We start from the raw sequence: 25,110 nt of genomic DNA on the forward strand, positions 1-25,110 counted from the left end.
GACAGAGGCTGGACGGTACGCCGCCCGGCGAACCCGGGTGAGCCCTACCTCACAAGCCCGGCGCTCCCGGCGGGTCCTACCCTGGTGGGTGCGCTGTCCAAGGGTGGCCAGCCGCTGTCTGCCGAGTGAGGAATGGCCGTAATGCCAGAGTTTGCGTACTCCGATCTGCTCCCTCTGGGAGAGGACACCACGCCGTACCGTCTGGTCACCGCCGAGGGTGTGTCCACCTTCGAGGCCGACGGGCGTACGTTCCTCAAGGTCGAGCCGGAGGCGCTGCGCACCCTGGCCGCCGAGGCCATGCACGACATCTCGCACTACCTGCGGCCCGCGCACCTGGCGCAGCTGCGGCGGATCGTGGACGACCCGGAGGCCTCGTCCAACGACAAGTTCGTCGCGCTCGACCTGCTGAAGAACGCGAACATCGCCGCCGCGGGTGTCCTGCCCATGTGCCAGGACACCGGTACGGCCATCGTCATGGGCAAGCGCGGGCAGAACGTGCTGACGCGGGGCGGTGACGAGGAGGCGCTGTCGCGGGGCATCTTCGACGCGTACACCAAGCTCAACCTGCGGTACTCGCAGATGGCCCCGCTGAACATGTGGGAGGAGAAGAACACCGGCTCCAACCTCCCCGCCCAGATCGAGCTTTACGCGACCGACGGCGGCGCGTACAAGTTCCTCTTCATGGCCAAGGGCGGCGGCTCGGCCAACAAGTCGTTCCTGTTCCAGGAGACCAAGGCGGTCCTCAACGAGGCCTCCATGATGAAGTTCCTGGAGGAGAAGATCCGTCTCCTGGGGACCGCGGCCTGTCCGCCGTACCACCTGGCGATCGTCGTCGGCGGTACGTCCGCCGAGTTCGCGCTGAAGACCGCGAAGTACGCCTCCGCGCACTACCTGGACGAGCTGCCCGCCGAGGGCTCCCCGACCGGGCACGGCTTCCGCGACAAGGAGCTGGAGGAGAAGGTCTTCGAGCTGACGCAGAAGATCGGCATCGGGGCGCAGTTCGGCGGCAAGTACTTCTGCCACGACGTGCGTGTGGTGCGCCTCCCCCGGCACGGCGCCTCGCTGCCCGTCGCCATCGCCGTCTCCTGCTCGGCGGACCGCCAGGCCACCGCGAAGATCACCGCCGAGGGCGTCTTCCTGGAGCAGCTGGAGAAGGACCCGGCCCGCTTCCTGCCGGACACCACCGACGAGCACCTCGACAGCGAGGGCGACGTCGTACGCGTCGACCTGAACCGGCCGATGGACGAGATCCTCGCCGAGCTGACCAAGTACCCGGTCAAGACCCGGCTCTCGCTGACCGGCCCCCTGGTCGTGGCGCGCGACATCGCGCACGCCAAGATCAAGGAACGCCTGGACGCGGGCGAGGAGATGCCGCAGTACCTGAAGGACCACCCGGTGTACTACGCGGGCCCGGCGAAGACCCCCGAGGGTTACGCCTCCGGCTCCTTCGGCCCGACCACGGCCGGCCGCATGGACAGCTACGTCGCGCAGTTCCAGGCGGCGGGCGGCTCCAAGGTGATGCTCGCCAAGGGCAACCGCTCGAAGCAGGTCACCGACGCCTGCGACGCGCACGGCGGCTTCTACCTGGGCTCGATCGGCGGCCCGGCGGCCCGGCTCGCGCAGGACTGCATCAAGAAGGTCGAGGTCGTCGAGTACGAGGAGCTCGGCATGGAGGCGGTCTGGAAGATCGAGGTGGAGGACTTCCCTGCGTTCGTCGTCGTGGACGACAAGGGCAACGACTTCTTCACCGAGCCCGCCCCGGCCCCGACGTTCACCAGCATCCCGGTGCGCGGCCCCGGTCTGGGCTGAGTCCCGCACGGCCGGAGGGGCGTTTGCGCCCGCGCCCCTCCGCTCCGCCGTCGCTCAGCCGTCGCAGCAGCCCCGAGGTCGCCACCGGGTAGCCGAGTGGGCGCGGCCGGTGCTGCCCAGCCGCTCGGAGCCCTCGCGCATGTGCTCGGCAATGCTGCGCCGGCTCATCCCGATCCGCCGCGCTGTCGCGGCGTCCGCCTCGCCGTTCACCACGGAGGGTCGCCCGGTCCGGGCGGACGGTGTGCTGGTGGACGGTCCGCCGCCGGATGCCGCGCCGCAGGTCGCCCATGTCCCGGGCCGGCGCCACCCGGAGGGCCTGCTCGGACCGCCGGCCGCCCGCCGCCGGGCCGCGCGGTGCTGATCTCCCCTCCCCCCGACAGCCGGCCGCCCCCGCCTCCCCCGCCTTGCTGATGACGGCTTCCCGGAGAGCCGGATGAGCCGGGGCGCCGCTCGGCCGATGTCGTGTACGCGGACACGCTGGGCATGTACATGTACAGCAGGAACCAGCCAATCTCGCGCACGGCCCGCAACGGTCCCGGGGCGGCGCGGGTCCGGGTCGCGGGGACGCGGCGCGAACCGGGCCGGGGCCCCGCCCCGGGCGGCGTACGCGCCCCGGGGCCGCCCGCAGCGCACCGCCGCTTTCGCGCAGCGGGCCGTCCACCGGACTTGCGGGGCACCGGGCCGATGCGGTGGGTTGTCCGGCGTTGCCGGAGAACTCCGCACCACCGGGCGGTCCGGCCCGGTGCCGTCACCGGACGCCGGGCCGCCCCCACGAGCCCGCCGCCGGCCCTCGCCCCTTGCCGATCCTCGCCGCGCCGCCGTCCCAACCCGTACGGCCGCACCACCCTCACCGTCCCACTCCGGAAAGGCGGACACCGCATGACGCCGGTCCCCCACCGCAGCCATGCCGACGACCTGCTCACCTTCATCAGGGCCAGCCCCTCGCCGTACCACGCCGTGGCGAGCGCCGCCCAGCGGCTGGAGAAGGCGGGCTTTCGTGAACTGCGCGGAACCGACGACTGGACGGGCACCACGGGCGGCAGCTTCGTCGTCCACGGGGGCGCCCTGATCGCCTGGTACGCCCCCGAGTCCCTGCCCGCCCACACACCGTTCCGGATCATCGGCACGCACACCGACTCGCCGAACCTGCGGATCAAGCCCACCCCCGACACGGGCTCGGCCGGCTGGCGGCAGGTCGCGGTGGAGATCTACGGCGGGGTTCCGCTCAACACCTGGCTCGACCGGGACCTGGGCATCTCCGGCCGGCTCGCGCTGCGCGCCCCCGGCGGGCGGACCGACTCCCGGCTGGTGCAGATCGACGAACCCCTGCTGCGGGTGCCGCAGCTGGCGATCCACCTGGACCGTTCCGTCAACGACGGGCTGGCCCTGGATCGGCAGCGTCACATCGCCCCGATCTGGTCGCTCGGCGCGGCCGACGAGGGGGCGCTGCTGCGCCGGGTCGCGGCGGCGGCCGAGGCCGACCCGGACGAGGTGCTGGGCTGGGACCTGATGCTGCACGACGTGCAGGCGCCCGGCTACCTGGGCGCGGAGCGGGAGTTCGTGGTGTCCTCGCGGCTGGACAACCTGGTGTCGGTGCACGCCGGGGTCACCGCGCTGGCAGCGGTGGCGACGGCGGCCGACGCGCCGGCGTACGTCCCGGTGCTGGCGGCCTTCGACCACGAGGAGGTCGGCAGCGGCTCGGACACGGGGGCGCAGAGCCCGCTCCTGGAGCGGGTGCTCAGCCGTTCGGTGACCGCCCGGGGCGGCAGCTCCGAGGACTGGTCGCGGGCGCTGGCCGGCGCGTACTGCGTCTCGGCCGACATGGCGCACGCCGTCCACCCCAACTACGCCGAGCGCCACGACCCGGGCCACCAGCCGCTGCCCAACGGCGGCCCCACCGTCAAGGTCAACGTCAACCAGCGCTACGCCACCGACTCGTCCGGGATCGCCCTGTTCACGGCGGCCTGCGAGCGGGCGGGTGCGCCGTGGCAGCCGTTCGTCTCCAACAACGCGATGCCGTGCGGCACGTCCATCGGCCCGCTCACGGCGGCCCGGCTGGGAGTGCCGACCGTCGACGTCGGTGTTCCGGGGCTCTCGATGCACTCCGCGCGCGAGCTGTGCGGGGCCGAGGACCCGGGTCACCTCGCGGCGATCCTGACGGCGTTCGCGACCTCGGGCTGAGGCGCTGAGGCGCTGAGGCGGGGCACGGGTACGGGGAGGGGCCGGTGCGGCTCCTCCCCGTACCCGTGCACGACGGGTGTTACGCGAAGCGCTGCTTCGCGCTGCCGTCGCAGGTTTGCAGCCTCAGCGGGTCGTGGGCGCCCGCCAGGGTCGCGCACAGGCCCGTCGACGCGGCCGGGCGCAGGGTGCCCGACTGGCGGACGAACTGCTGGTTGGCGGCGCCGGAGCAGTTGTAGAGGATGAGGGCCGCGCCCGCCTTGTAGTTCACGCCCGGCACGTCCAGGCAGCGGTCGTGGCTCAGCTCGGTGCGCAGGGTCTTCGTGGCGGAGTCGTACCACCAGCCCTGGTTGCGCCCGCCGTGGCACTCCCAGCCGGTGACCCCGGTGTTGTTACGGGTGACGGAGGCGGGGGCATCCAGGCAGGTGGCCGTCGCCTCGCCGCGCAAGGGCGTGAAGACGTCGTCCCAGGCGGCCGGCTGGAGGACGGGCTGTCCGGTGCTCGCCGGGTCGGCGCAGCTCGCCTCGCGCAGGCCCGAGTTGTAGATCTGGGTCAGGCAGGAGGCGAAGGCGCCGTGGCCGGCCGCGTTCGGGTGGAAGGACTGCCGCACCGAGTTGGAGTCCGGCGGGAAGTGCGACAGGTCGATGTAGAGGCCGCGGGCCCAGGTGGACTCGCTGCACACCTCGTGGCCGTGGAAGAGCCGGGAGTTGTCGAGGTAGACGGCCCCGGTGTCGGCGGCCGCCCTGCGCATCCCGCGTTCGAAGGCGGGGACGGCGGTGTTGCGGCCCCAGGCGGCGTCGGAGTCGTATCCGGCGCAGCCGCCGGGAAGCTTGCCGGGGAACTTCGGGTTGTCGTAGAAGTCCGGGCCGATGGGGCTCGGGTAGCCCATGACGACGAGCTTGTAGTCGCTGTCGGCGTAGCCGGCGCCGGTCATCACGGTCCGCAGGTCGCGCACGGTCTTCTCGACCTTGGGGACGAGCCCGTCGACGCGGGCCTGCCAGCCGCCCTCGTACTTGGACTGGCAGACGCCCTGGAGGAGTATCCAGCGCTCGACGCAGTCCGTCATGACGGGCCCGAACTGGAGGTCGTCGTTGGCACCCGCCACCAGCACGATCATCTTGATGCGGGTGTTGCGCGCCTTGATGGCCAGGTTGTCGCTCTGCACCAGCTCGTCGGCGTACTGCTTGGAGCCGCCGATGACGATGTTTCCGGTGTACGCGCCGGAGCACGAGACGTTGTACGTGACGTCGGCCGGAATCCCCGTGCGGTGGATCGCGGAGTCGGGTGAGCGGTGGCACCAGTTGTCGGGGCCGTTGGTGCCCGCCTCGTACGTGCCGACGCCCTCGCCGGAGATCTCGCTGTCGCCGAGCGAGACGAGCCCGGTCTTGCGCTGGGCGAGCGGGCGCTCGGCCGGGTCGCCGTACAGCTGGGTGGCCTCCGCGGCGCGGATGGCCTCCAGTTCCGGCGACAGGGGGGTGGATGCGGTACTGGTGGTACCGGACTGGGCGGCGGTGGCCGGTCCCGCCGCCGCCATGCCGCCGAACGCCGCCGCGATGGCCGCCGCGGCTGCGACGGTACAGCGGAGTCTGTGCCTGGTGCGCCTCATTGCGCCTCCCCGGGTTGGTGGTTACCCCCGGTATTTACTGGTCGGTAAGCGACTTGGGAATAGTTAGAACAAGACAAGTGCTCATCTTTTTCAGGAGGTTGAACGACCATGGATCAGGGAACGGGCGAGAGCTACCGCGTCGAGCACGACTCGATGGGCGAGGTGAAGGTCCCCGCGGACGCGAAGTGGCGGGCCCAGACACAGCGGGCCGTGGAGAACTTCCCGGTCTCCGGGCAGCGCCTGGAGCGGGCCCACATCGAGGCCCTGGCCCGTATCAAGGCCGCCGCCGCCAAGGTCAACGCCGAGCTGGAGGTCCTGGACCCGGAGATCGCGCGGGCGGTCCAGGAGGCGGCGGAGGAGGTCGCCGAGGGGCGCTGGGACGCGCACTTCCCGGTCGACGTCTTCCAGACCGGCTCGGGTACCTCGTCGAACATGAACACCAACGAGGTGGTGGCCACGCTCGCCACCGAACGCCTCGGCCGCGAGGTCCACCCCAACGACCACGTCAACGCCTCGCAGTCCTCCAACGACGTCTTCCCCTCCTCCATCCACATCGCCGCGACCGCCGCGGTGACCGCCGACCTGATCCCCGCCCTGGACCACCTGGCGGCCGCCCTGGAGCGCAAGTCGGACGAGTTCGCGACGGTCGTGAAGTCCGGGCGCACCCATCTGATGGACGCCACGCCCGTCACCCTCGGCCAGGAGTTCGGCGGGTACGCGGCGCAGATCCGCTACGGCGTCGAGCGGCTGCGCGCCTCACTCCCCCGCCTCGCCGAACTCCCGCTCGGCGGTACGGCGGTGGGCACCGGCATCAACACCCCGCCGGGCTTTTCCGCCGCCGTGATCGCCGAGGTGGCCCGCGTCACCGGGCTGCCGCTCACCGAGGCCCGCGACCACTTCGAGGCGCAGGGCGCGCGGGACGGCCTGGTGGAGACCTCCGGCCAGCTCCGCACCATCGGCGTCTCGCTCACCAAGATCTGCAACGACCTGCGCTGGATGGCCTCGGGCCCGCGCACCGGACTCGCCGAGATCTCCCTCCCCGACCTCCAGCCGGGCTCCTCGATCATGCCGGGCAAGGTCAACCCGGTCGTCCCCGAGGCGGTGCTGATGGTCGCCGCCCAGGTGACGGGGAACGACGCCACGGTCGCCGCGGCGGGCGCCGCCGGCAACTTCGAGCTGAACGTGATGCTCCCGGTCATCGCGAAGAACCTGCTGGAGTCCGTACGGCTGCTCGCCAACGCCTCCCGGCTGCTCGCGGACCGTACGGTCGACGGGATCACCGCCCACGCGGAGCGGGCCAGGGAGTACGCCGAGTCCTCGCCGTCCGTCGTCACCCCGCTGAACAAGTACATCGGCTACGAGGAGGCGGCGAAGGTCGCCAAGAAGTCCCTCGCCGAGCGCCGGACCATCCGCGAGGTGGTCCTCGAATCGGGCTACGTGGAGCGCGGCGACCTGACCGAGCAGCAGCTCGACGAGGCCCTGGACGTGCTGCGCATGACCCGCCCGTGATGTGCGTCGCTGCGGGGCGGGGCCACGCTCACTAAGATCTCTCCATGACAGGTAGCGGAGAGATCGAGCGCTGGGCGCCGGGTGATCAGATCCTGTGGCGCTACCGGGGCAACGGCCCCCGGCGGCCGGATTCCGCCGCGCATCCGTTCCACATCTGCCGCCCCGTCACGGTCGTCCAGGACACCGAGGAACTGCTCGCGGTCTGGGTGGCGCCCGGCACCGAGTGCGTCAAGCCGGTCCTGGCCGACGGCACCGACGTGCACGCCGAACCGCTCGCCACCCGGTACACCGCCCCGCGCACCACCGCCCGCTCGGCCTGGCTGGGCAACGGGGTGCTGAAGCTGGCCGGGCCCGGCGAGCCCTGGTCGGTCTGGCTGTTCTGGGAGCGCGGCTGGCAGTTCCGCAGCTGGTACGTCAACCTGGAGGAGCCGCGCACCCGGTGGGCCGGCGGGGTCGACTCCGAGGACCACTTCCTCGACATCTCGGTCTACCCGGACCGCAGCTGGCTCTGGCGCGACGAGGACGAGTTCGAGCAGGCCCAGCGGGTCGGCCTGATCACGCCGGACGTGGCGGACCGGGTGCGGGCGGCGGGGCGCGCGGCGGTCGGGCTGATCCGGGACTGGGCCGCGCCGTTCCGGGACGGCTGGGAGGACTGGCGGCCCGATCCGGCGTGGCGGGTGCCCGAACTGCCGGACGACTGGGACCGCCGGCCGGATGGTTCGGACCGCACGCCTTCCGCCATGCCGTCGTGAGACCCTTGATGCACCCCAGGGGGGCAAACGTAGGATCGTCCCGAGAAGAGCGGCTCGGCCCCAACCGGCAGGCGGGGTTCAGGACCTGACCGTGAGTCATCGGCTCGTCGCACAGACCGCAGCCCTCATGGACCGCATCGGCGCCACGAGTCGACGAGTTGCCCGCACCGCATGAGCCACGACGAGGGGGTGGAGACGTGTCCGCTGTCCGCTGCCGCCCCGTCGGAAACGTTGTCATCGGCATCCCGCGCAGACATCAGGTTTCGGCCCCGAGTTCCGGGGCAGGCGATGTCAGCCGTTGTTATTGCCGCTCCTGCCGGGGCACAGTAGCGCCCCACAAGGTGATTGCCTCATACAACCGGCCCGGACGGACGGAACCCCACGCGTGACGGAGCACTCCACCTCCCACGAAGGCCGGCAGCCTCTCGCCGCCCGGCCGCAGGAACGCACCCGGCCGCGGCAGCGGGACGCCGCCGTGGCGGCCGCCGCTGCCGCGACGGCGATCCCGGCCCCGGCCAAGGGCCCCGGCCCCTCGGGGCCCGACCCACAGGCGGCGACGCGGCGCGAGGGCGACCGGCTGCGCTTCGTGGGGGCCGCGACCCGGCGGATCGCCCGGGGCATAGACCTGGACGAGATCGTGCTGGGGCTGTGCCGGGCCAGCGTGCCGACGTTCTCCGACGCCATACTCGTCTACCTCCGCGACCCGCTGCCCGTCGGCGACGAGCGGCCCGTCACCCCGTTCGTACTGCGGCTGCGCCGCTCGGACCGGCTGCGGCTGACGGAGGAGGAGACCGAGAGCCTGCCGGAGACCGAGCGGCTGCGGCTGCCCGCCGTCGACCCGCAGGCCGATCTGATGCCCGCCGCCGAGCTGTGCGAGGTCCAGGCCGGGAGCGCGCTCGCCGAGGTGCTGCGCGGGGTGCGCCCGGTCTTCGGCGACTCCGCGGCGGCCCGCGTCGCGCTGCCCGAACTGCTCGGCGCCGACCGCACGGTGCCGTCCGGGCACCGGGTGATCCTGGCCCCGCTGCGCGGCCGCCGGCGGGTGATCGGGGCGGCGGTCTTCCTGCGCGGCGCCGAACGCCTGCCGTTCGAGGCCAACGACCTGCTGGTGGCGGCCCAGCTGGCGACGCACACCGCGCTCGGCATCGACAAGGCGGTGCTCTACGGGCGCGAGGCCTACATCGCCGACGAGTTGCAGCGCACGATGCTTCCCGACTCGCTCCCCCAGCCCACCGGCGTCAAACTCGCCTCGCGCTACCTCCCGGCCGCCGAGACGGCCCGGGTCGGCGGCGACTGGTACGACGCGATCCCGCTGCCCGGCAGCCGGGTCGCCCTCGTCGTCGGCGACGTCATGGGCCACTCCATGACCTCCGCCGCGATCATGGGCCAGCTGCGCACCACCGCCCAGACCCTGGCCGGGCTCGACCTGCCCCCGCAGGAGGTGCTGCACCACCTGGACGAGCAGGCGCAGCGGCTCGGCAGCGACCGCATGGCCACCTGCCTGTACGCGGTGTACGACCCCGTCGCGCACCGCATCACCGTCGCCAACGCCGGCCACCCGCCGCCCGTCCTGCTCCACCTGGGCGGCCGCGCGGAGGTGCTGCGGGTGCCCCCGGGCGCACCGATCGGCGTCGGCGGGGTGGACTTCGAGGCGGTCGAGCTGGACGCCCCGGCCGGCGCGACGCTGCTGCTGTACACCGACGGCCTGGTCGAGTCGCGGCTGCGGGACGTGTGGACGGGCATCGAGCTGCTGCGCGAACGGCTCGCCACCACGGCCCGGCTGACCGGCCCGGACCACTCGCCGCCGCTGGAGGCCCTGTGCGACGACGTGCTGGACATGCTGGGCCCCGGCGACCGTGACGACGACATCGCGCTGCTGGCCGCCCGCTTCGACGGGATCGCGCCGAGCGACGTCGCGTACTGGTTCCTGGAGCCGGACGACTCCGCCCCCGGCCGGGCCCGCCGACTGGCCCGCAGGGCGCTCGGCCGCTGGGGCCTGGACGAGCTCTCGGACTCGGTGGAGCTCCTGATCAGCGAGGTGGTCACCAACGCCGTGCGGTACGCGGAGCGGCCGGTGACCCTGCGCCTGCTGCGCACGGACACGCTGCGCTGCGAGGTGGGCGACGACTCCCCGCAGCTGCCCCGCCAGCGCCGGGCCCGCGACATGGACGAGAACGGGCGCGGCCTGTTCCTGGTCAACCGCCTCGCCAGGCGCTGGGGCGCGACCCGACTGTCGACCGGCAAGGTCGTGTGGTTCGAGATGCCGGTGCGCGGGTAGCGCGCCCAGCACGCCGGAACGGGCGGTGTACGAGGATTCCTCCTCGTACACCGCCCGTTCCGGCTGTCGGGACCTGGACGGTCAGGGCGTCATCGCTCGTCGCTGTTGTCCGGCCGGTTGTCCCCGGAGAGGTCCGGCAGCTCGATGGTGGCCGAGGGGTCCGGTTCCGTCGACGGGCCGGGGGGCGGCTCGCTCGACGGGTCGCCCGAGGGCGAGGCGGGCGGTGAGCTCGGCGGGGCCTCGCTGGACGGGGGCGGCTCGGAGGACGGGGTGTCGTCGGACGGTTCGCCCGAGGGCGTGGGGTCCTTGGACGCCGAGGTGCTGGGGGACGCCGAGTGGGACTCGGGCGGCGGACTGACGGCGGCGCCCATGTCGGTGTCGAGGTCGAACTTGCTGGCCTTGCCGACGGAGTGCCCCATGTAGTCGGCCCAGATCTCGGCCGGGAAGCCACCACCGTTGACGCGGCCGCCGCCGCCGGCGCCCTGGAGGGTCACCTGCGCGTTCTTCTTGATCTTCTTGCCGTCGTCGCCGGTGCGGTCGAAGGCGGCCTCGCCGAACAGACCGACCGAGGTGACCAGGTCGGGGGTGTAGCCGGTGAACCAGGCCGACTTGTTGTCGTCGGAGGTTCCGGTCTTGCCGGCGATGTCCCGGTCGGAGAGCCCCTCCGCGTTGCGGACCGATCCGCGGGCCGTACCGTCGTCGACCACACCGGTCAGCACGGACGTCACGGAGTCCGCCGCCTGGCGGGAGATCACCTGCTCGCCGATCGCGTCGGGCATCTTCAGCGGCTCGTCGCCCTGGTGCACCGCGGACTTCACGATCTGCGGGGTGACCTTCTTGCCGTGGTTGTCGAACGTGGCGTAGATCCCGGCCATCTCCAGCGGGCTCGCGCCCATGGAGCCGAGGGTCTGCGCCGGTACGGCCTGCAGCCCCTCCACGTCCATGCCGAGCTTGCCGGCGGTCTCCATCACCTTGTCCATGCCGACGTCCACGCCCATCTGCGCGAAGGCGGAGTTGATGGACTTGTTCATCGCGGTCTGGACGGTGACCTGGCCGTAGTTCTGGTCGTCCTCGTTCTCCGGGGCGAAGTATCTGTCGCTGCCGACGACCGGGCGCTTGCTGGTGCCGTCGTAGCGGGTGTTCGCGGTGATCTGCTCGCCGTCCTGCGTCTTCGACTTCTGGTCGAGGGCGGCGGCGAGGATGACGGGCTTGAAGGTGGAGGCGGGCTGGTAGTCCTTGCGGCCGGCGTTCGATATCCAGTGCTCGTTCTGGCCGCGTCCGCCGTACAGGGCGAGCACCGCGCCGGTCTTCCGGTCGACCGAGACGGCGCCGGCCTGGATGTCCTGGTCGAGCTTGCGCTTCTTGGTGTCCAGCTTGTCGATCAGCTTGGTCTCGACCGACTTCTCCAGCTGCTGCTGCTTCTTCTTGTCGATGTTGACGGTGATCGTCCAGCCGCCGAGGTCGAACTGCTCGCCGCTGATGCCCAGCTGCTTGAGCACCGCCTGGCGGGCCATGTCGACGATGTACCCCTTCTGGCCGGCCGTCCCGTTCAGCGGCTTGGGGTCGCGCGGCACGGGGAACGTCAGCTTCTGGCGCTTCGCGGGGTCGAGCCAGCCCTCCCCGACCATGTTGTTCAGCGTGTACGCCCAGCGCTCCTTGACGAGTGCCTTGCCCTTCGGTCCCGCGACGGCCCAGTCGTACTGGCTCGGCGCCTGGAGCAGCGCGGCGAGGTAGGCGCCCTGGGAGACGTCGAGGTCCTTGGCGTCCACGCCGTAGTACGCCTGCGCCGCGGCCTGGATGCCGTAGGCGCCCCGGCCGTAGTAGCTGGTGTTGATGTACCCGGCGAGGATCTCCTTCTTGCTCCTCTTCTGGTCCACCTTCAGCGAGATGACCAGTTCCTTGAGCTTCCGGGTGACCGTCTGGTCCTGCTCCAGGTAGTAGTTCTTGACGTACTGCTGGGTGATGGTCGAGCCGCCCTGCTTGCCCTTGCCCGAGAGGGTGTTGATCAGGCCGCGCGCGGTGCCCTTGAAGTCGACGCCGTGGTCGTCGTAGAAGGACTTGTTCTCGGCGGCGACGAAGGTGTCCTGGACCTCCTTGGGCACCTCCGAGAGGCTCACGATCTCGCGGTTGACCTCGCCGGTCCTGGCCAGCAGGCTGCCGTCGGCGTACTTGTAGACGTTGGACTGCAGCTTGGCCTGGGCGTTGCCCTCGGGCACGTCCACGAGCATGTAGAGCACGGCGAAGGCGCCCATGCCCAGAAGGACCACCCCGAAGGCAGTGCCCAGTAGTTTGCGCCAGGTGAAGAGTCTGCGTATGCCGCCGCTCTTCGCAGCCCGCCGCTGGGCTCGTCGCGCATCCGCTCGACCCATCGCTTGGTTGCTCCCGTTTCTCTGCTCGGCCGGATCAGCTCGGACCTGCCAGCTAACACCGTTGGCAAGCCCGGAAAGCAGGCGTTCCGATGTTTTACGGACGTGAGAATCAGCACCCGCTCCCTGTGGAACCGACTCCTGAGGGGTGCGCAAGGTTGCGAAAACCAGTAATGTGGAATCACATTGCTAGCGACCGGCTAGCCACACACCACGGGGGCTCCCATGACCGATCCGCTCGACCGGAACACCGAGACCCAGCCGACGGCCGACCTGACGCCGGACGCCCCGGACATGCCGGAACCGCAGGTCCGGGAGACGAGGGCGCACAGCATCGCGGGCGGCCTCGGGCTGCTGCTGACCGTGCTGGGGGTGATCGCCGGCATCGCACTCGCCATCGTCGGGGGCGTCATCGGATCGGACGGGAACAACGCGGTGGGCATCCCGCTGTGCATCCTGGGCATCCTGCTCGCCATCGTCTCGTTCTTCTGCATGGGCGGTGTGAAGATGGTCGCACCGGGCGAGGCGAGGGTCATCCAGCTGTTCGGCCGGTACGTGGGCACCATCCGCACCGACGGCCTGCGCTGGGTCAACCCGCTGACCTCCAGCCGCAAGATCTCCACCCGCGTCCGCAACCACGAGACCGCCGTCCTCAAGGTCAACGACGCCTACGGCAACCCCATCGAGCTCGCCGCGATCGTCGTGTGGAAGGTCGAGGACACCGCGCAGGCCCTCTTCGAGGTGGACGACTTCCTGGAGTTCGTCGCCACCCAGACCGAGGCCGCCGTCCGGCACATCGCCATCGAGTACCCGTACGACGCCCACGAGGAGGGCGGCCTGTCGCTGCGGGGCAACGCCGAGGAGATCACCGAGAAGCTGGCCGTGGAGCTGACGGCCCGGGTGCAGGCGGCGGGCGTGCGGATCATCGAGTCCCGCTTCAGCCACCTCGCGTACGCCCCCGAGATCGCCTCCGCGATGCTCCAGCGCCAGCAGGCCGGTGCGGTCGTCGCGGCCCGGCAGCAGATCGTGGAGGGCGCGGTCGGCATGGTCGAGATGGCGCTGACCCGGATCGCCGAGCAGGACATCGTGGAGCTGGACTCCGAGCGCAAGGCCGCCATGGTGAGCAATCTGATGGTGGTCCTGTGCGGTGACCGCGCCGCCCAGCCGGTCCTCAATACGGGCTCGCTCTACCAGTGACCGAAGAGAGCGCCGGGGAGGCACCGCGGCCCCGGTCGCGGCAGCGCAAGCAGATGCTGCTGCGGCTGGACCCCGTCGTGCACGACGCGCTGGCCCGCTGGGCGTCGGACGAGCTGCGCAGCGCCAACGCGCAGATCGAGTTCCTGCTGCGGCGGGCGCTGGGCGAGGCGGGGCGGCTGCCGGGCGGGGCCGCACCGATACCGCGCCGGGGGCGCCCTCCCAAGGAAGCCCAGGAGCCACCGGGCGAAGATTGAGACGCCAAGGCCCGTCCCGCGAGGGGCGGGCCTTTGACGTGCGCCGTTCAGGTGTACCCCCCGCGTATACACGGCAGGTATACACACCATGTAGAGTGCCGGTCATGTCTATCGGCCACACGTTGCTCGGGCTCCTGGAGTCCGGCCCCCGCCACGGTTACGACCTCAAGCGGACGTTCGACGAGAAGTTCGGGCACGACCGCCCCCTGCACTACGGGCAGGTCTACTCGACGATGTCCCGGCTCCTGAAGAACGGCCTCGTCGAGGTCGACGGCGTGGAGAGCGGCGGTGGCCCCGAGCGCAAGCGCTACGCGATCACCGACGCCGGCATCACCGACGTCGCCACCTGGCTCGCGCAGCCCGAGAAGCCGGAGCCGTACCTCCAGTCGACCCTGTACACCAAGGTCGTCCTCGCCATGCTCACCGGCCGCAACGCCGGCAACGTGCTGGACGCCCAGCGCTCCGAACACCTTCGTCTGATGCGCATACTCACCGACCGAAAGCGGCGTGGCGACCTCGCGGACCAGCTGATCTGCGACCACGCCCTGTTCCACCTCGAAGCCGATCTGCGTTGGCTGGAACTGACCGCCGCCCGCCTCGGCCAGCTCCAGAAAGTGGTGACCGCGTGACCCCCGCCGGCTCCCTGCTCGCCGCGCACGACCTGCGCAAGACCTACGGATCGACCCCCGCCCTCGACGGCGCCTCGTTCTCCGTCCACCCCGGCGAGGTCGTCGCCGTCATGGGCCCCTCCGGCTCCGGCAAGTCCACGCTGCTGCACTGCCTCGCCGGGATCATCACCCCGGACTCCGGCACCATCACCTACGACGGCCGCGAGCTGTCCGCCATGTCCGACGCGGAGCGCAGCGCCCTGCGCCGAAGCGTCTTCGGCTTCGTCTTCCAGTTCGGCCAGCTCGTCCCGGAACTCACCTGCGTGGAGAACGTCGCCCTGCCGCTCCGCCTGAACGGCACCCGCCGCAAGGACGCCGAGCGCACCGCCCGCACCTGGATGGAGCGCCTTGAGGTCGAGGACATCGGCTCCAAGCGCCCCGGCGAGGTCTCCGGCGGCCAGGGCCAGCGCGTCGCCGTGGCCCGCGCGCTCGCCGGCTCCCCGAAGGTGATCTTCGCCGACGAGCCGACCGGCGCCCTGGACTCCCTCAACGGCGAGCGCGTCATGCAGCTGCTCACCGAGGCCGCCCGCTCCGCCAACGTCGCCGTGGTCCTGGTGACCCACGAGGCCCGCGTCGCCGCCTACTCCGACCGTGACGTCACCGTGCGCGACGGCCGCGCCCGCGACCTGGAGCACGCCGCATGACGCTGCTCGACGAGAAGCGGACCCCGGCCCCCGCGCCCGCGCCGCCGCCGGCCCGCCCCTCCCGTACCGCGCCCTGGCTGCGCGACCTCGGGCTCGGCATCCGGTTCGCCGCCGCCGGCGGGCGCGAGGGCTGGACCCGCACCCTGCTCACCGCCGTCGGCGTCGGGCTCGGCGTCACGCTCCTGTTCCTCGCCGCCTCCGTGCCGCACGCGCTCGACGCGCGCAACGCCCGGGAAGACGCCCGCAGCGAGACCCAGATCTCCGAGAACCCCGACGCGCGAGCGGAGAAGTCGGACACCACGGTCCTGCGGATCTCGTCGGACACCGAGTACCACGACCGCTCCATCATCGGCTACGTGATGCGCGCCGAGGGGGACCACCCGGTCCTCCCGCCGGGCATCGACGCCCTGCCGGGCCCCGGCGAGATGGTGGTCTCCCCCGCCCTGAGGAAGCTGCTCGACTCCCCGGACAACGCCCTGCTCAAGGAGCGTTTTCCGTACAAGGTGACTGGCACGATCGCCGACGAGGGGCTGCGTTCACCCAACGAACTGTGGTTCTACGCCGGCAGCGACACCCTGACCCCGGCCGCGGGCGGCCACCGCGTCACCGGATACGGCGACCCCGGCCCGACCCCACCGCTCGCCCCGCTGCTCGTCGTGCTCGTGATCATGGTCTGCGTGGTGCTGCTCGCGCCCGTCGCCATCTTCATCGCCACCGCCGTACGCTTCGGCGGCGACCGCCGCGACCGCCGGCTGGCCGCGCTGCGCCTGGTCGGTACGGACATCAGGTCCACCCGCCGGATCGCGGCCGGCGAGGCCCTGTTCGGCTCGGCGCTCGGCGTGGTCATCGGCCTCGTCCTCTTCCTGGTGGGGCGTCGGTTCGTGGGCCACATCGAGGTGTGGGACGTCAGCGCCTTCCCCGCCGACCTCGCCCCCGACCTGCGGCTGTGCCTGCTCATCGCCCTCGCCGTCCCGCTCACCGCGGTGCTCGTCACGCTGACCGCGATGCGCTCCGTGGTCATCGAACCGCTCGGGGTCGTACGCAACAACCGGGCCCGCAAGCGCCGCCTGTGGTGGCGGCTGCTGCTCCCGCTCGCGGGGCTCGGCGTGCTCGCGCTCAACGGACAGGCCGGCGAGTACGAGGTCGTCAACCCGTACACCATCACCACCGGCGCGGTCCTGGTCCTCGTCGGGCTCGCCCTGCTGCTGCCGTGGCTGGTCGAGGCGTGCGTGGGCCGGCTGCGCGGCGGCCCGGTGCCCTGGCAGCTCGCCACCCGCAGGCTCCAGCTGAGCAGCGGGACCGCCTCCCGCGCCGTCAGCGGCGTCACCGTGGCGGTGGCCGGCGCGGTGGCCGTCCAGATGCTGTTCGCCGCGATGAACGCCGACTTCACCGAGGAGACCGGACAGGACACCAGCCGCGCCCAGTTCTACGCCTCGTCCGAGCAGGTCAGCGGAGACGCGGCGGTACGGACGATCAAGGAGTTCCGCGCCACCGAGGGCGTCACCCAGGTCATCGGCATGGTCGAGGCGTACGCCTCCAAGCCGGGGAAGTACGCCGAGGACGACATCCCGCCCACCACCTCCTTCAGCGTCGGCGACTGCGCCACCCTGCGCGAGGTCGCCCGCATCGGCTCCTGCGAGGACGGCGACAGCTTCGTCGTGCACCCCAGGAACGACAAGGAGATGACCGGCTGGATGGACAAGACCGCCCGCAAGGGCAAGGTGGTCCAGTTCGACTCGGGCAGTGGCAAGCCGCTGCGCTGGACGCTGCCGGCCGACGCGAAGACCGTCGTCAGCCGCAAGGACCCGGTCGGCGAGGACCGCTGGGGGATCATGGTCACCCCCGGCGCGATCGACGCGACCACCCTGCCGGGCGCGACCACCGTCTCGCAGATCCGCATCGACGAGAGCGTCCCGGACGCCGCCGAGTACGTACGCAACACGGCCGCCCGCATCGACCCCGGCATGCGCCTGGTCACCATGATGTCCGTCGAACGAGACCGCCAGTACGCCAGCGTCCGGACCGGTCTCCAGGTCGGCGCCACCATCACGCTGCTGCTGATCGCCGCGTCCATGCTGGTCTCCCAGCTGGAGCAGCTCCGGGAGCGCAAGCGGCTCCTGTCGGTGCTGGTCGCCTTCGGCACCCGGCGGGCCACGCTCGGCTGGTCGGTGCTCTGGCAGACCGCGCTCCCGGTGGTCATCGGCCTCGCGGTGGCGGTGGCAGGCGGCCTCGCACTGGGCGCCGCGCTGTGCTGGATGGTCGGCAAGGAGGTGACCGACTGGCTGGTGTTCCTGCCCCTGGCGGGGGCGGGCGCGGGCCTCATCCTCCTGGTCACCCTGCTCTCCCTGCCGCCGCTGTGGCGCATGATGCGCCCGGACGGGCTGCGCAGCGAGTAGCGCCGACGGCGGGCGGCCACGCCCGGTCCGTACCTCCGCACCTCTGTACGGGTCAGCCGCGGCCGCCCGCCGTCACGCGGACCGGCAGCGTCGCCATCGCCTCGCGCAGCGCCGCCGCGAACTCCTCGAACTCCTCGTGCCGGGCGGCCCCGGTCCGCATCCCCAGCGCCACCCGCCGGGCGGGGGCCGGGTCCGCGAAGTACCCCGTGGTCAGCGCGTCGTTGCGGGCGGTCTCGACGGTGACCGCGGTGCGCGGCAGCAGCGTCACACCGAGCCCGCCGGCCACCAGTTGCACCAGCGTGGAGAGCCCGGCCGCGGTCGTGGTGACGGGCGCGCCGTCCGTACGCCCGGCCTCACGGCAGATGTCGAGCGCCTGGTCCCGCAGGCAGTGCCCCTCGTCGAGCAGCAGCAGCGGCAGCTCCCGCAGCGCCTCGCGCGGGATGTCGGCCCGCCCACCGAGCCAGTGGCTGCGCTCCATGACCAGTACGAAGTCCTCGTCGAAGAGCGGGAGCTCGGTGACCCCGGGGACTCCGAGCGGCACCGCGAGCAGCAGCAGGTCGAGCCGCCCTGCGGCCAGCCCCTCCACCAGCGAGGAGGTCTGCTCCTCGTGCACCTGGAGGTCGAGGGCCGGGTAGCGCTCGTGGACCAGCCGCAGTACGGCCGGCAGCAGATAGGGGGCGACGGTCGGGATCACGCCGAGCCTGAGCACTCCGGTGAACGGCGCCCGGACCGCCTCGGCCTCCTCCATCAGCTCGCCGACGGCTTCGAGCACCACGCGCGCCCGGACCGCGAGCCGTTCCCCGGCGGGCGAGAGCAGCACCTTGCGCGTCGTACGCTCGATGAGCTGGACACCCAGTGCCTCCTCCAGCGCGGACACGGCCCCGGAGAGCGCGGGCTGACTCATCCCGATTGCGGCCGCCGCGTCCCGGAAGTGCAGATATTCGGCGACTGCGACGAAGGCGCGCAGCTGCGAGAGGCTGGGCTGTTTGGGCCGGTTGCCCTGATTGCTCTGCGCCACTGATAGGTACCTCCGATCATCACGACCGAGTGTAGCTATTTCCGCGATCAATGCACTCTGTGCCATGGTGGTGATCGTCCAACCCTCAGGAACTCCCCCAAAAAGGGAGGTCCTACGCTGTAAGGAGAGCGCGTGCTCACTGTCGGTGACAAGTTCCCCGAGTTCGATCTGACCGCCTGCGTCTCGCTGGAGAGCGGCAAGGAATTCGAGCAGATCAACCACAAGACCTACGAGGGTCAGTGGAAGATCGTCTTCGCGTGGCCGAAGGACTTCACCTTCGTGTGCCCGACCGAGATCGCCGCCTTCGGCAAGCTGAACGACGAGTTCGCCGACCGTGACGCCCAGATCCTCGGCTTCTCCGGCGACTCCGAGTTCGTGCACCACGCCTGGCGCAAGGACCACCCGGACCTGACCGACCTGCCGTTCCCGATGCTGGCCGACTCCAAGCACGAGCTCATGCGTGCCCTCGGCATCGAGGGCGAGGACGGCTTCGCGCAGCGCGCCGTCTTCATCGTCGACCAGAACAACGAGATCCAGTTCACGATGGTCACCGCCGGTTCCGTGGGCCGTAACCCCAAGGAGGTCCTGCGGGTCCTCGACGCCCTGCAGACCGACGAGCTGTGCCCGTGCAACTGGACCAAGGGCGAGAACACCCTGGACCCGGTCGCGCTCCTCTCGGGCGAGTGAGCTGATACCGACATGGCACTCGACGAACTGAAGGCCGCCGTACCGGACTTCGCCAAGGACCTGAAGCTGAACCTCGGTTCGGTCATCGGCAACAGCGAACTCCCGCAGCAGCAGCTCTGGGGCACCGTCCTGGCCTGCGCGATCGCCTCGCGCTCGCCGAAGGTGCTGCGCGAGCTGGAGCCGGAGGCGAAGGCCAACCTCTCCGCGGAGGCGTACACCGCCGCGAAGTCGGCCGCCGCCATCATGGCGATGAACAACGTCTTCTACCGGACCCGCCACCTGCTCTCGGACCCCGAGTACGGGAACCTCCGCGCGGGCCTGCGGATGAACGTGATCGGCAAGCCGGGCGTGGAGAAGGTCGACTTCGAGCTGTGGTCGCTCGCCGTCTCCGCGATCAACGGCTGCGGCCAGTGCCTGGACTCCCACGAGCAGGTGCTGCGCAAGGCCGGCGTGGACCGCGAGACCATCCAGGAAGCCGTCAAGATCGCCTCGGTGATCCAGGCGGTGGGCGTCACCCTGGAGGCCGAGGCCGTCCTCGCCGAGTAGGAACCCGCAGTACCCTGATACGAGAAGGGCCCCGAGGACGACCGACCGTCCGAGGGGCCCTTCTTTCATGTGCGTGGTGTACGCGCTTCGGAGTATCCGCGCTACGGGGCCTCCGGCGCGTCCTCGTCGTCGTCGCTCTCCTCGGGCGGTGAGCCGGGGGCCGGGGTCGGCGCCGCGTCCAGCGCGGTCGCCCCGTGCGGCGGCGGCGAGTGGCGGCGCGACTCCTCCTGCCCGTACGCCCGCAGATAGCCGACCACCGTATTGGTGACCGCGACCAGCGGCACCGCGACGACCGCGCCGCCGATGCCGGCGACCATGCCGCCCGCGGCGACCGACAGCACCACGGCCAGCGGGTGCACGCGCACCGCCCGGCCCAGGATGAACGGCTGGAGGATGTGGCCCTCGATCTGCTGCACCGCGAGGACCACGAGGAGCACCATCAGCGCCGTGAACACGCCCTCGGTGACCAGGGCGACGACCACAGCCAGTGCCCCGGAGACCACCGCGCCCACGAGCGGGATGAACGCGAAGAGGAAGATGAAGACGGCCAGCGGCACGGCCATCGGCACGTCGAGGAAGTAGATCCCGAGGCCGATGAAGATCGCGTCGATCAGGGCGACTATGACGGTGCCGCGCACATAGGCGGTGAGGGTCCGCCAGGCGCGCGGTCCGGCGCCCGCGACACCGGGCCTCGCCTGGGCCGGCACCAGCTTGAGCACCCACTGCCAGATGCGCTTGCCGTCGTAGAGCAGGAAGAGGGTCGAGAACATCGCCAGCAGCGCGCCGGTCATGAACTCCACCACGACGGTGACGCCCTGGAGGCCCGCGGTGGTGATCGCCTCGGTGTTGGTGCCGACGGTGTCGCTGAGGTTCTTCGCGATGTCGTTGATCTGTTTGTCGGTCACATGGAACGGGCTGTCCAGGAGCCAGTTCTTCAGGTCGTCGATCCCCTTGGTCACCTTGTCGGACAGGGTGTCGATGTTGTCCATGACCTGCCACACCACGAACCAGCCGACCAGGCCCATGATGATGAAGCCGGAGACCGCGGTGACGGCCGTGGCGAGGCCCCTCGGCAGTCCGTAGCGCCTCAGCCGGGCGACGGTCGGCTGGAGCAGCGCGGTGACGAGCAGCGCGGCGACGAAGGCCAGCACCACGAGCTGCACCGCGCTGATGACCCGCATGAGCACCCACAGGGTCCCCGCGAGCACGAGCAGCCGCCAGCCCGCCTCGGCCGCGACCCGCATCCCCCAGGGGATCGCCGCGACCGGGTCGGGGCGCGCGGCGACGGACGGCGCGTACGTGGGCGGGGCCGGCACCTGGTCGACGGCGGCCGCCGCGTCGTCCTTCGTGGCGCGCTCCCCGGGGCCGTTCCCGGCGCTCGCGGACGGGCCCGCGAGCAGGGGGTCGTCCTCGGCCTCCGACTCGGCCCGCCGTTCGTCAAGGCGCTCACCCAGTCTGGTGAGTTCGGCGCCCAGTGTTCCGAGCCACCCCGGCAGTTTCGACATAGCGGTTCCTCTACCCCCGTCCACTCTCCCCACCGCTCTCCCGGGAGCGGTTCCGCATGACCGTACACGCGTGAAGCCCCTCACCGTAGGACGGCGAGGGGCTTCACGGGGTTGAGACCTGAACCTCGGAAGGTTCTAGTACGAGTGGTGGACCAGCCAGAAGGACCAGGCACCACACGGGCTGCCGTACCGGCCGTTCATGTAGCTGAGGCCCCACTTGATCTGGGTGGCCGGGTTGGTCTGCCAGTCGGCGCCGGCGGACGCCATCTTGGAACCGGGCAGCGCCTGGACGAGGCCGTAGGCGCCGGAGGACGGGTTGCTCGCCCGGTAGTTCCACGTCGACTCGTGGGACACGATGTTGCTGAAGCACTGGAACTGGTCGGCGGGCACGATCTGCCGCGCGATCGCCTGGATCTCGGCCACCGTGTAGGAGCCCTGGGCGGCGAACGTGGTGGTGCTGCGGACCTCGGAGCGGCTGGCGCGCTCGGCGGCGTCCTTCTTCTCCTGGCGCTGGCGCTCCAGCCTGTCCTCGGCCGCCTGCTTCTTCGACTTGGCGTCCTTGGCGGCCTGGATACGGGCCGATTCCTCCGCGGACTTCCTCGCGGCGGTGTCGGCGGCGGACGCCTGCGCGTCGGCCTGCTGCGTCAGGGACGCGGTCTGCACCTGGGCCTGCTGGCCCGCGGGAATGTCGGCGAGCAGCGTGGTGTCGGCTGCGGTCGCCTCGAAGTTGTTGTCGTCGGCAGCAGGGGTGCTGCCCGATGCAACGCCTACGACGGCGCCGACGGTGGTGACCGCAGTGGCAGATGCCACGGCGAACCCCCGGACCGAGATCCGGCTCACACGGTGTCCTTCCAGCGTCGCCCGCTTAGGTGACCTCGCGGGCGCAATCGTGCCCCTGGCGCTGGCCTCCCTACTGCTTGGGTCACGGGAGGCACGGGCCCGGTGGGCGACTCCCCGGAGGGAACGCCGCGTGGTGCTCGCGGGCGGCATACGGACGACGGTTGTTGAGTTGTGTGGTGCGTGGCGCCTCTGGAGGTGCCGGTGTGCCGTATGCGGGGCCTGACGGAAGCAAGACTCTGCCGGAACGGGACACCGGGAAGCAATTCTCCGTTGCGTGTGAAAGCTCACACCCCGTTTGGAGCACCTGAATTACGGAAAAGGCGCCGCAACACGATGCTGCCCGGCTAAGCTCCTTGGCTCGCCGGGCGGCACCAAAACCCCAACCGGTATCAGATCTGACCTTCCTCCAGCATTTCGGTCACCAGGGCGGCGATGCGGGAGCGCTCGGAGCGCGTGAGCGTCACGTGCGCGAAGAGCGGGTGCCCCTTCAGCTTCTCGACCACGGCGACCACGCCGTCGTACCGGCCGACCCTGAGGTTGTCCCGCTGGGCCACGTCGTGCGTGAGCACCACGCGCGAGTTCGTCCCGATCCGGGACAACACGGTCAGCAAGACGTTCCGTTCGAGCGACTGGGCCTCGTCGACGATCACGAAGGCGTCGTGCAGGGACCGGCCCCGGATATGGGTGAGCGGCAGGATCTCCAGCATGCCGCGCCCCAGCACCTCTTCGATCACCTCGCGTCCGGAGACGGCCGAGAGGGTGTCGAAGACGGCCTGCGCCCAGGGGCTCATCTTCTCGGCCTCGCTACCGGGGAGATAGCCGAGCTCCTGCCCGCCGACCGCGTACAGCGGACGGAAGACCATCACCTTCTTGTGCTGTCCGCGCTCCAGCACCGCTTCGAGGCCGGCGCAGAGCGCCAGCGCCGACTTGCCGGTGCCGGCCCGGCCGCCCAGCGACACGATCCCGACCTCCTGGTCCAGGAGGAGGTCGAGGGCGATGCGCTGCTCGGCGCTGCGGCCGTGGATGCCGAAGGCCTCCCGGTCGCCGCGGACGAGGCGCACCTGTCCGTCGGGCGTCACCCGGCCGAGCGCCTTGCCGCGTTCGGACTGGAGGACCAGGCCGGTGTGCACGGGCAGGTCGGCGGCCTCGGGGACGTACAGCGTCTCCTCCGCGAAGAGCAGATCGACCTGGTCGGCGGCGAGGGGCAGTTCCGCCATGCCCGTCCAGCCGGAGTCGGTGATCGCGAGTTCGGCGCGGTACTCCTCGGCGAGGAGGCCGACCGAGGACGCCTTGATGCGCAGCGGGAGGTCCTTGGAGACGACCGTGACGTCGTACCCCTCGGCCTGGAGGTTGCGCGCGACCGCGAGAATCCGTGAGTCGTTGTCCCCCAACCGGTAGCCGGCGGGCAGGACGCCGGGATCGGAGTGGTTGAGCTCGACGCGGAGCGTCCCGCCCAGGTCCCCGAGCGGGATCGGGGCGTCCAGCCGGCCGTAGCGGACCCGGAGGTCGTCCAGCAGGCGCAGGGCCTGGCGGGCGAAGTAGCCGAGCTCCGGATGGTGCCGTTTGGCCTCCAGTTCCGTGACCACGACGATCGGGAGCACGACTTCGTGCTCGTCGAAGCGGGCCATGGCGTTCGGATCGGCCAGCAGGACGCTGGTGTCGAGAACATAGGTGCGCCTGTCGGGCATGCGGCGCTTTGTGCTGGTCACCACGGAAGGACGTACCCCCTCGGACGAGGTTGGGGTGCGACGGCGTCGCGGAGCATCCCAATGGGAGAGGACGGACCGGGCTCCGGCCACCTTGCGCGGGCCGAGCGCCGGCCCTCCGCGTCAGCCGCACTGTATGTACGGTCCTTCGTGTGCAAAGGGCCTCCCGGGCGAGCGGACTCCATGCCGCTCACTTGGACACGGCGTCCGCCTGGTTGATGACCGGACGCCGACCTGTCAGGGATATGCCCTCGAACCCGCCCGGCCATGCCGACCCGCCCACTTCCGGGGGAAGGCCGCGCGGGCCGGGCGGTGGTGAGTCAGCCGCCGTAGCGGCGGTGGCGGGCGGCGTAGTCGCGCAGGGCCCGCAGGAAGTCGACCCGGCGGAAGGCCGGCCAGAAGACCTCGCAGAAGTAGTACTCGGAGTGCGCGCTCTGCCAGAGCATGAACCCGGACAGCCGCTGCTCGCCGCTGGTGCGGATCACGAGGTCCGGGTCGGGCTGGCCGCGCGTGTAGAGGTGCTCGGAGATCAGGTCGGTGGAGACGATCTCGGCGAGGTCCTCGAAGGAGGTGCCCTTGGCGGAGTGGTCCAGGAGCAGCGAGCGCACCGCGTCGGCGATCTCCTGGCGGCCCCCGTAGCCGACGGCGACGTTGACCAGTATCCCGTCGACCCCGAGCGTGGCCTGCTCGGCCTCCTTGAGGACCGTCTGGGTGTGGGCGGGCAGCAGGTCGAGCGTGCCGACGTGGTGGACGCGCCAGCGGCCGTCGGCGGCGAGGCCGCGCACCGTGTTCTCGATGATGCCGAGCAGGGGCGTCAGCTCGGACTCGGGCCGGTCGAAGTTGTCCGTGGACAGCAGCCAGAGTGTGACGACCTCGACGTCGGTCTCGCTGCACCAGCCGAGGAGCTCTTTGATCTTGTCCGCCCCGGCCTGGTGCCCCTCCGCCGCCGTGCCGCCGGACGCCTTGGCCCAGCGCCGGTTGCCGTCGAGGATGACACCGATGTGCTTGGGCACCTGGGCGTGATCGAGGCGGGCCTCCACCCGGCGCGCGTAGAGCCCGTACACCAGGTCGCGCAAGTTCACTGAGTCCACCTCTCGGTTCCGTGCGGGCCCGCCGGCCCCTTCGCCCGGGGCCCGGGTCGTCCCCTGGGGATC

General features: G+C 71.2%; 20 protein-coding genes. 13 read left to right on the forward strand and 7 right to left on the reverse strand.

Features of this window, described 5'->3' with window-relative positions:
* The first annotated feature begins 132 nt into the window (after positions 1–132).
* From E6P78_RS18350 to E6P78_RS18360, 3 genes are all read left to right on the forward strand, one after another.
* The gene (locus E6P78_RS18350; protein ID WP_136204682.1) at positions 133–1,809 is read left to right on the forward strand and encodes a fumarate hydratase; all 1,677 of its coding nucleotides are present in this window, start codon (positions 133–135) and stop codon (positions 1,807–1,809) included.
* 139 nt (positions 1,810–1,948) lie between these two features.
* Positions 1,949–2,170: a hypothetical protein gene (locus E6P78_RS32810; RefSeq protein WP_168712643.1), complete on the forward strand. Its 222-nt coding sequence runs from the start codon at positions 1,949–1,951 to the stop codon at positions 2,168–2,170.
* A gap of 518 nt (positions 2,171–2,688) precedes the next feature.
* Complete coding sequence (locus E6P78_RS18360; RefSeq protein WP_136204683.1) at positions 2,689–3,990, forward strand: M18 family aminopeptidase; 1,302 nt, start codon at positions 2,689–2,691, stop codon at positions 3,988–3,990.
* Between the two features lie 79 nt (positions 3,991–4,069).
* Here the strand turns inward: E6P78_RS18360 and E6P78_RS18365 are convergent, their stop codons facing one another.
* A complete protein-coding gene (locus E6P78_RS18365; protein WP_136204684.1) occupies positions 4,070–5,593 on the reverse strand; it encodes a ricin-type beta-trefoil lectin domain protein in 1,524 nt (507 codons plus the stop codon).
* Between the two features lie 108 nt (positions 5,594–5,701).
* Between E6P78_RS18365 and E6P78_RS18370 the strand changes: the two genes are divergently transcribed.
* The 3 genes from E6P78_RS18370 (at position 5,702) to E6P78_RS18380 (ending at position 10,129) form a co-directional block, all read left to right on the forward strand.
* Positions 5,702–7,102, forward strand: a complete 1,401-nt coding sequence (locus E6P78_RS18370; RefSeq protein WP_136204685.1) for a class II fumarate hydratase — start codon at positions 5,702–5,704, stop codon at positions 7,100–7,102.
* 44 nt (positions 7,103–7,146) lie between these two features.
* Positions 7,147–7,854, forward strand: a complete 708-nt coding sequence (locus tag E6P78_RS18375; RefSeq protein ID WP_136204686.1) for a DUF402 domain-containing protein — start codon at positions 7,147–7,149, stop codon at positions 7,852–7,854.
* Between the two features lie 385 nt (positions 7,855–8,239).
* Positions 8,240–10,129, forward strand: coding sequence for an ATP-binding SpoIIE family protein phosphatase (locus E6P78_RS18380; RefSeq protein WP_136204687.1), 1,890 nt, complete (start codon positions 8,240–8,242; stop codon positions 10,127–10,129).
* 89 nt (positions 10,130–10,218) lie between these two features.
* On the opposite strand, the gene E6P78_RS18385 is transcribed toward E6P78_RS18380, so the two are convergent.
* Positions 10,219–12,498: a transglycosylase domain-containing protein gene (locus E6P78_RS18385; RefSeq protein ID WP_136204688.1), complete on the reverse strand. Its 2,280-nt coding sequence runs from the start codon at positions 12,496–12,498 to the stop codon at positions 10,219–10,221.
* Between the two features lie 222 nt (positions 12,499–12,720).
* Between E6P78_RS18385 and E6P78_RS18390 the strand changes: the two genes are divergently transcribed.
* The 5 genes from E6P78_RS18390 (at position 12,721) to E6P78_RS18410 (ending at position 17,654) form a co-directional block, all read left to right on the forward strand.
* Complete coding sequence (locus E6P78_RS18390; RefSeq protein WP_136204689.1) at positions 12,721–13,692, forward strand: SPFH domain-containing protein; 972 nt, start codon at positions 12,721–12,723, stop codon at positions 13,690–13,692.
* Positions 13,689–13,946 carry a hypothetical protein gene (locus E6P78_RS18395; RefSeq protein ID WP_136204690.1) on the forward strand — a complete coding sequence of 86 codons (258 nt, stop codon included), beginning with the start codon at positions 13,689–13,691 and terminating at the stop codon, positions 13,944–13,946. Before E6P78_RS18390 ends, E6P78_RS18395 begins: the two co-directional genes overlap by 4 nt.
* Before the next feature lie 104 nt (positions 13,947–14,050).
* The gene (locus E6P78_RS18400) at positions 14,051–14,575 is read left to right on the forward strand and encodes a PadR family transcriptional regulator (protein WP_136204691.1); all 525 of its coding nucleotides are present in this window, start codon (positions 14,051–14,053) and stop codon (positions 14,573–14,575) included.
* Positions 14,572–15,258: an ABC transporter ATP-binding protein gene (locus E6P78_RS18405; RefSeq protein ID WP_136204692.1), complete on the forward strand. Its 687-nt coding sequence runs from the start codon at positions 14,572–14,574 to the stop codon at positions 15,256–15,258. The genes E6P78_RS18400 and E6P78_RS18405 overlap by 4 nt, the downstream gene beginning before the upstream one ends.
* Positions 15,255–17,654, forward strand: a complete 2,400-nt coding sequence (locus tag E6P78_RS18410) for an FtsX-like permease family protein (protein ID WP_136204693.1) — start codon at positions 15,255–15,257, stop codon at positions 17,652–17,654. Before E6P78_RS18405 ends, E6P78_RS18410 begins: the two co-directional genes overlap by 4 nt.
* A 52-nt stretch (positions 17,655–17,706) precedes the next feature.
* Here the strand turns inward: E6P78_RS18410 and E6P78_RS18415 are convergent, their stop codons facing one another.
* Entirely contained in the window at positions 17,707–18,672 is a 966-nt protein-coding gene (locus E6P78_RS18415) for a hydrogen peroxide-inducible genes activator (RefSeq protein WP_136204694.1), read from the reverse strand.
* Between the two features lie 132 nt (positions 18,673–18,804).
* Here E6P78_RS18415 and E6P78_RS18420 point away from each other — a divergent pair, with 132 nt between their 5' ends.
* Both E6P78_RS18420 and E6P78_RS18425 read left to right on the forward strand, forming a co-directional pair.
* The gene (locus E6P78_RS18420; protein ID WP_136204695.1) at positions 18,805–19,359 is read left to right on the forward strand and encodes a peroxiredoxin; all 555 of its coding nucleotides are present in this window, start codon (positions 18,805–18,807) and stop codon (positions 19,357–19,359) included.
* A 12-nt stretch (positions 19,360–19,371) separates the two neighbouring features.
* Positions 19,372–19,905, forward strand: a complete 534-nt coding sequence (locus tag E6P78_RS18425) for an alkyl hydroperoxide reductase (RefSeq protein ID WP_018550318.1) — start codon at positions 19,372–19,374, stop codon at positions 19,903–19,905.
* Positions 19,906–20,006: 101 nt separating this feature from the next.
* On the opposite strand, the gene E6P78_RS18430 is transcribed toward E6P78_RS18425, so the two are convergent.
* The 4 genes from E6P78_RS18430 to E6P78_RS18445 all read right to left on the reverse strand — a co-directional run bounded on the left by E6P78_RS18430 (position 20,007) and on the right by E6P78_RS18445 (position 25,038).
* Positions 20,007–21,410 carry an AI-2E family transporter gene (locus E6P78_RS18430; protein ID WP_136204696.1) on the reverse strand — a complete coding sequence of 468 codons (1,404 nt, stop codon included), beginning with the start codon at positions 21,408–21,410 and terminating at the stop codon, positions 20,007–20,009.
* 135 nt (positions 21,411–21,545) lie between these two features.
* The gene (locus E6P78_RS18435; RefSeq protein ID WP_136204697.1) at positions 21,546–22,250 is read right to left on the reverse strand and encodes a transglycosylase SLT domain-containing protein; all 705 of its coding nucleotides are present in this window, start codon (positions 22,248–22,250) and stop codon (positions 21,546–21,548) included.
* A 389-nt stretch (positions 22,251–22,639) separates the two neighbouring features.
* A complete protein-coding gene (locus tag E6P78_RS18440) occupies positions 22,640–23,962 on the reverse strand; it encodes a PhoH family protein (protein WP_136204698.1) in 1,323 nt (440 codons plus the stop codon).
* Positions 23,963–24,276: 314 nt separating this feature from the next.
* On the reverse strand, positions 24,277–25,038 hold the full coding sequence (locus tag E6P78_RS18445) for an isoprenyl transferase (RefSeq protein ID WP_136204699.1): 762 nt from the start codon (positions 25,036–25,038) through the stop codon (positions 24,277–24,279).
* Positions 25,039–25,110: the final 72 nt, after the last annotated feature.

The organism is Streptomyces sp. A0958 (assembly GCF_004795035.1).
Lineage (GTDB): Bacteria > Actinomycetota > Actinomycetes > Streptomycetales > Streptomycetaceae > Streptomyces.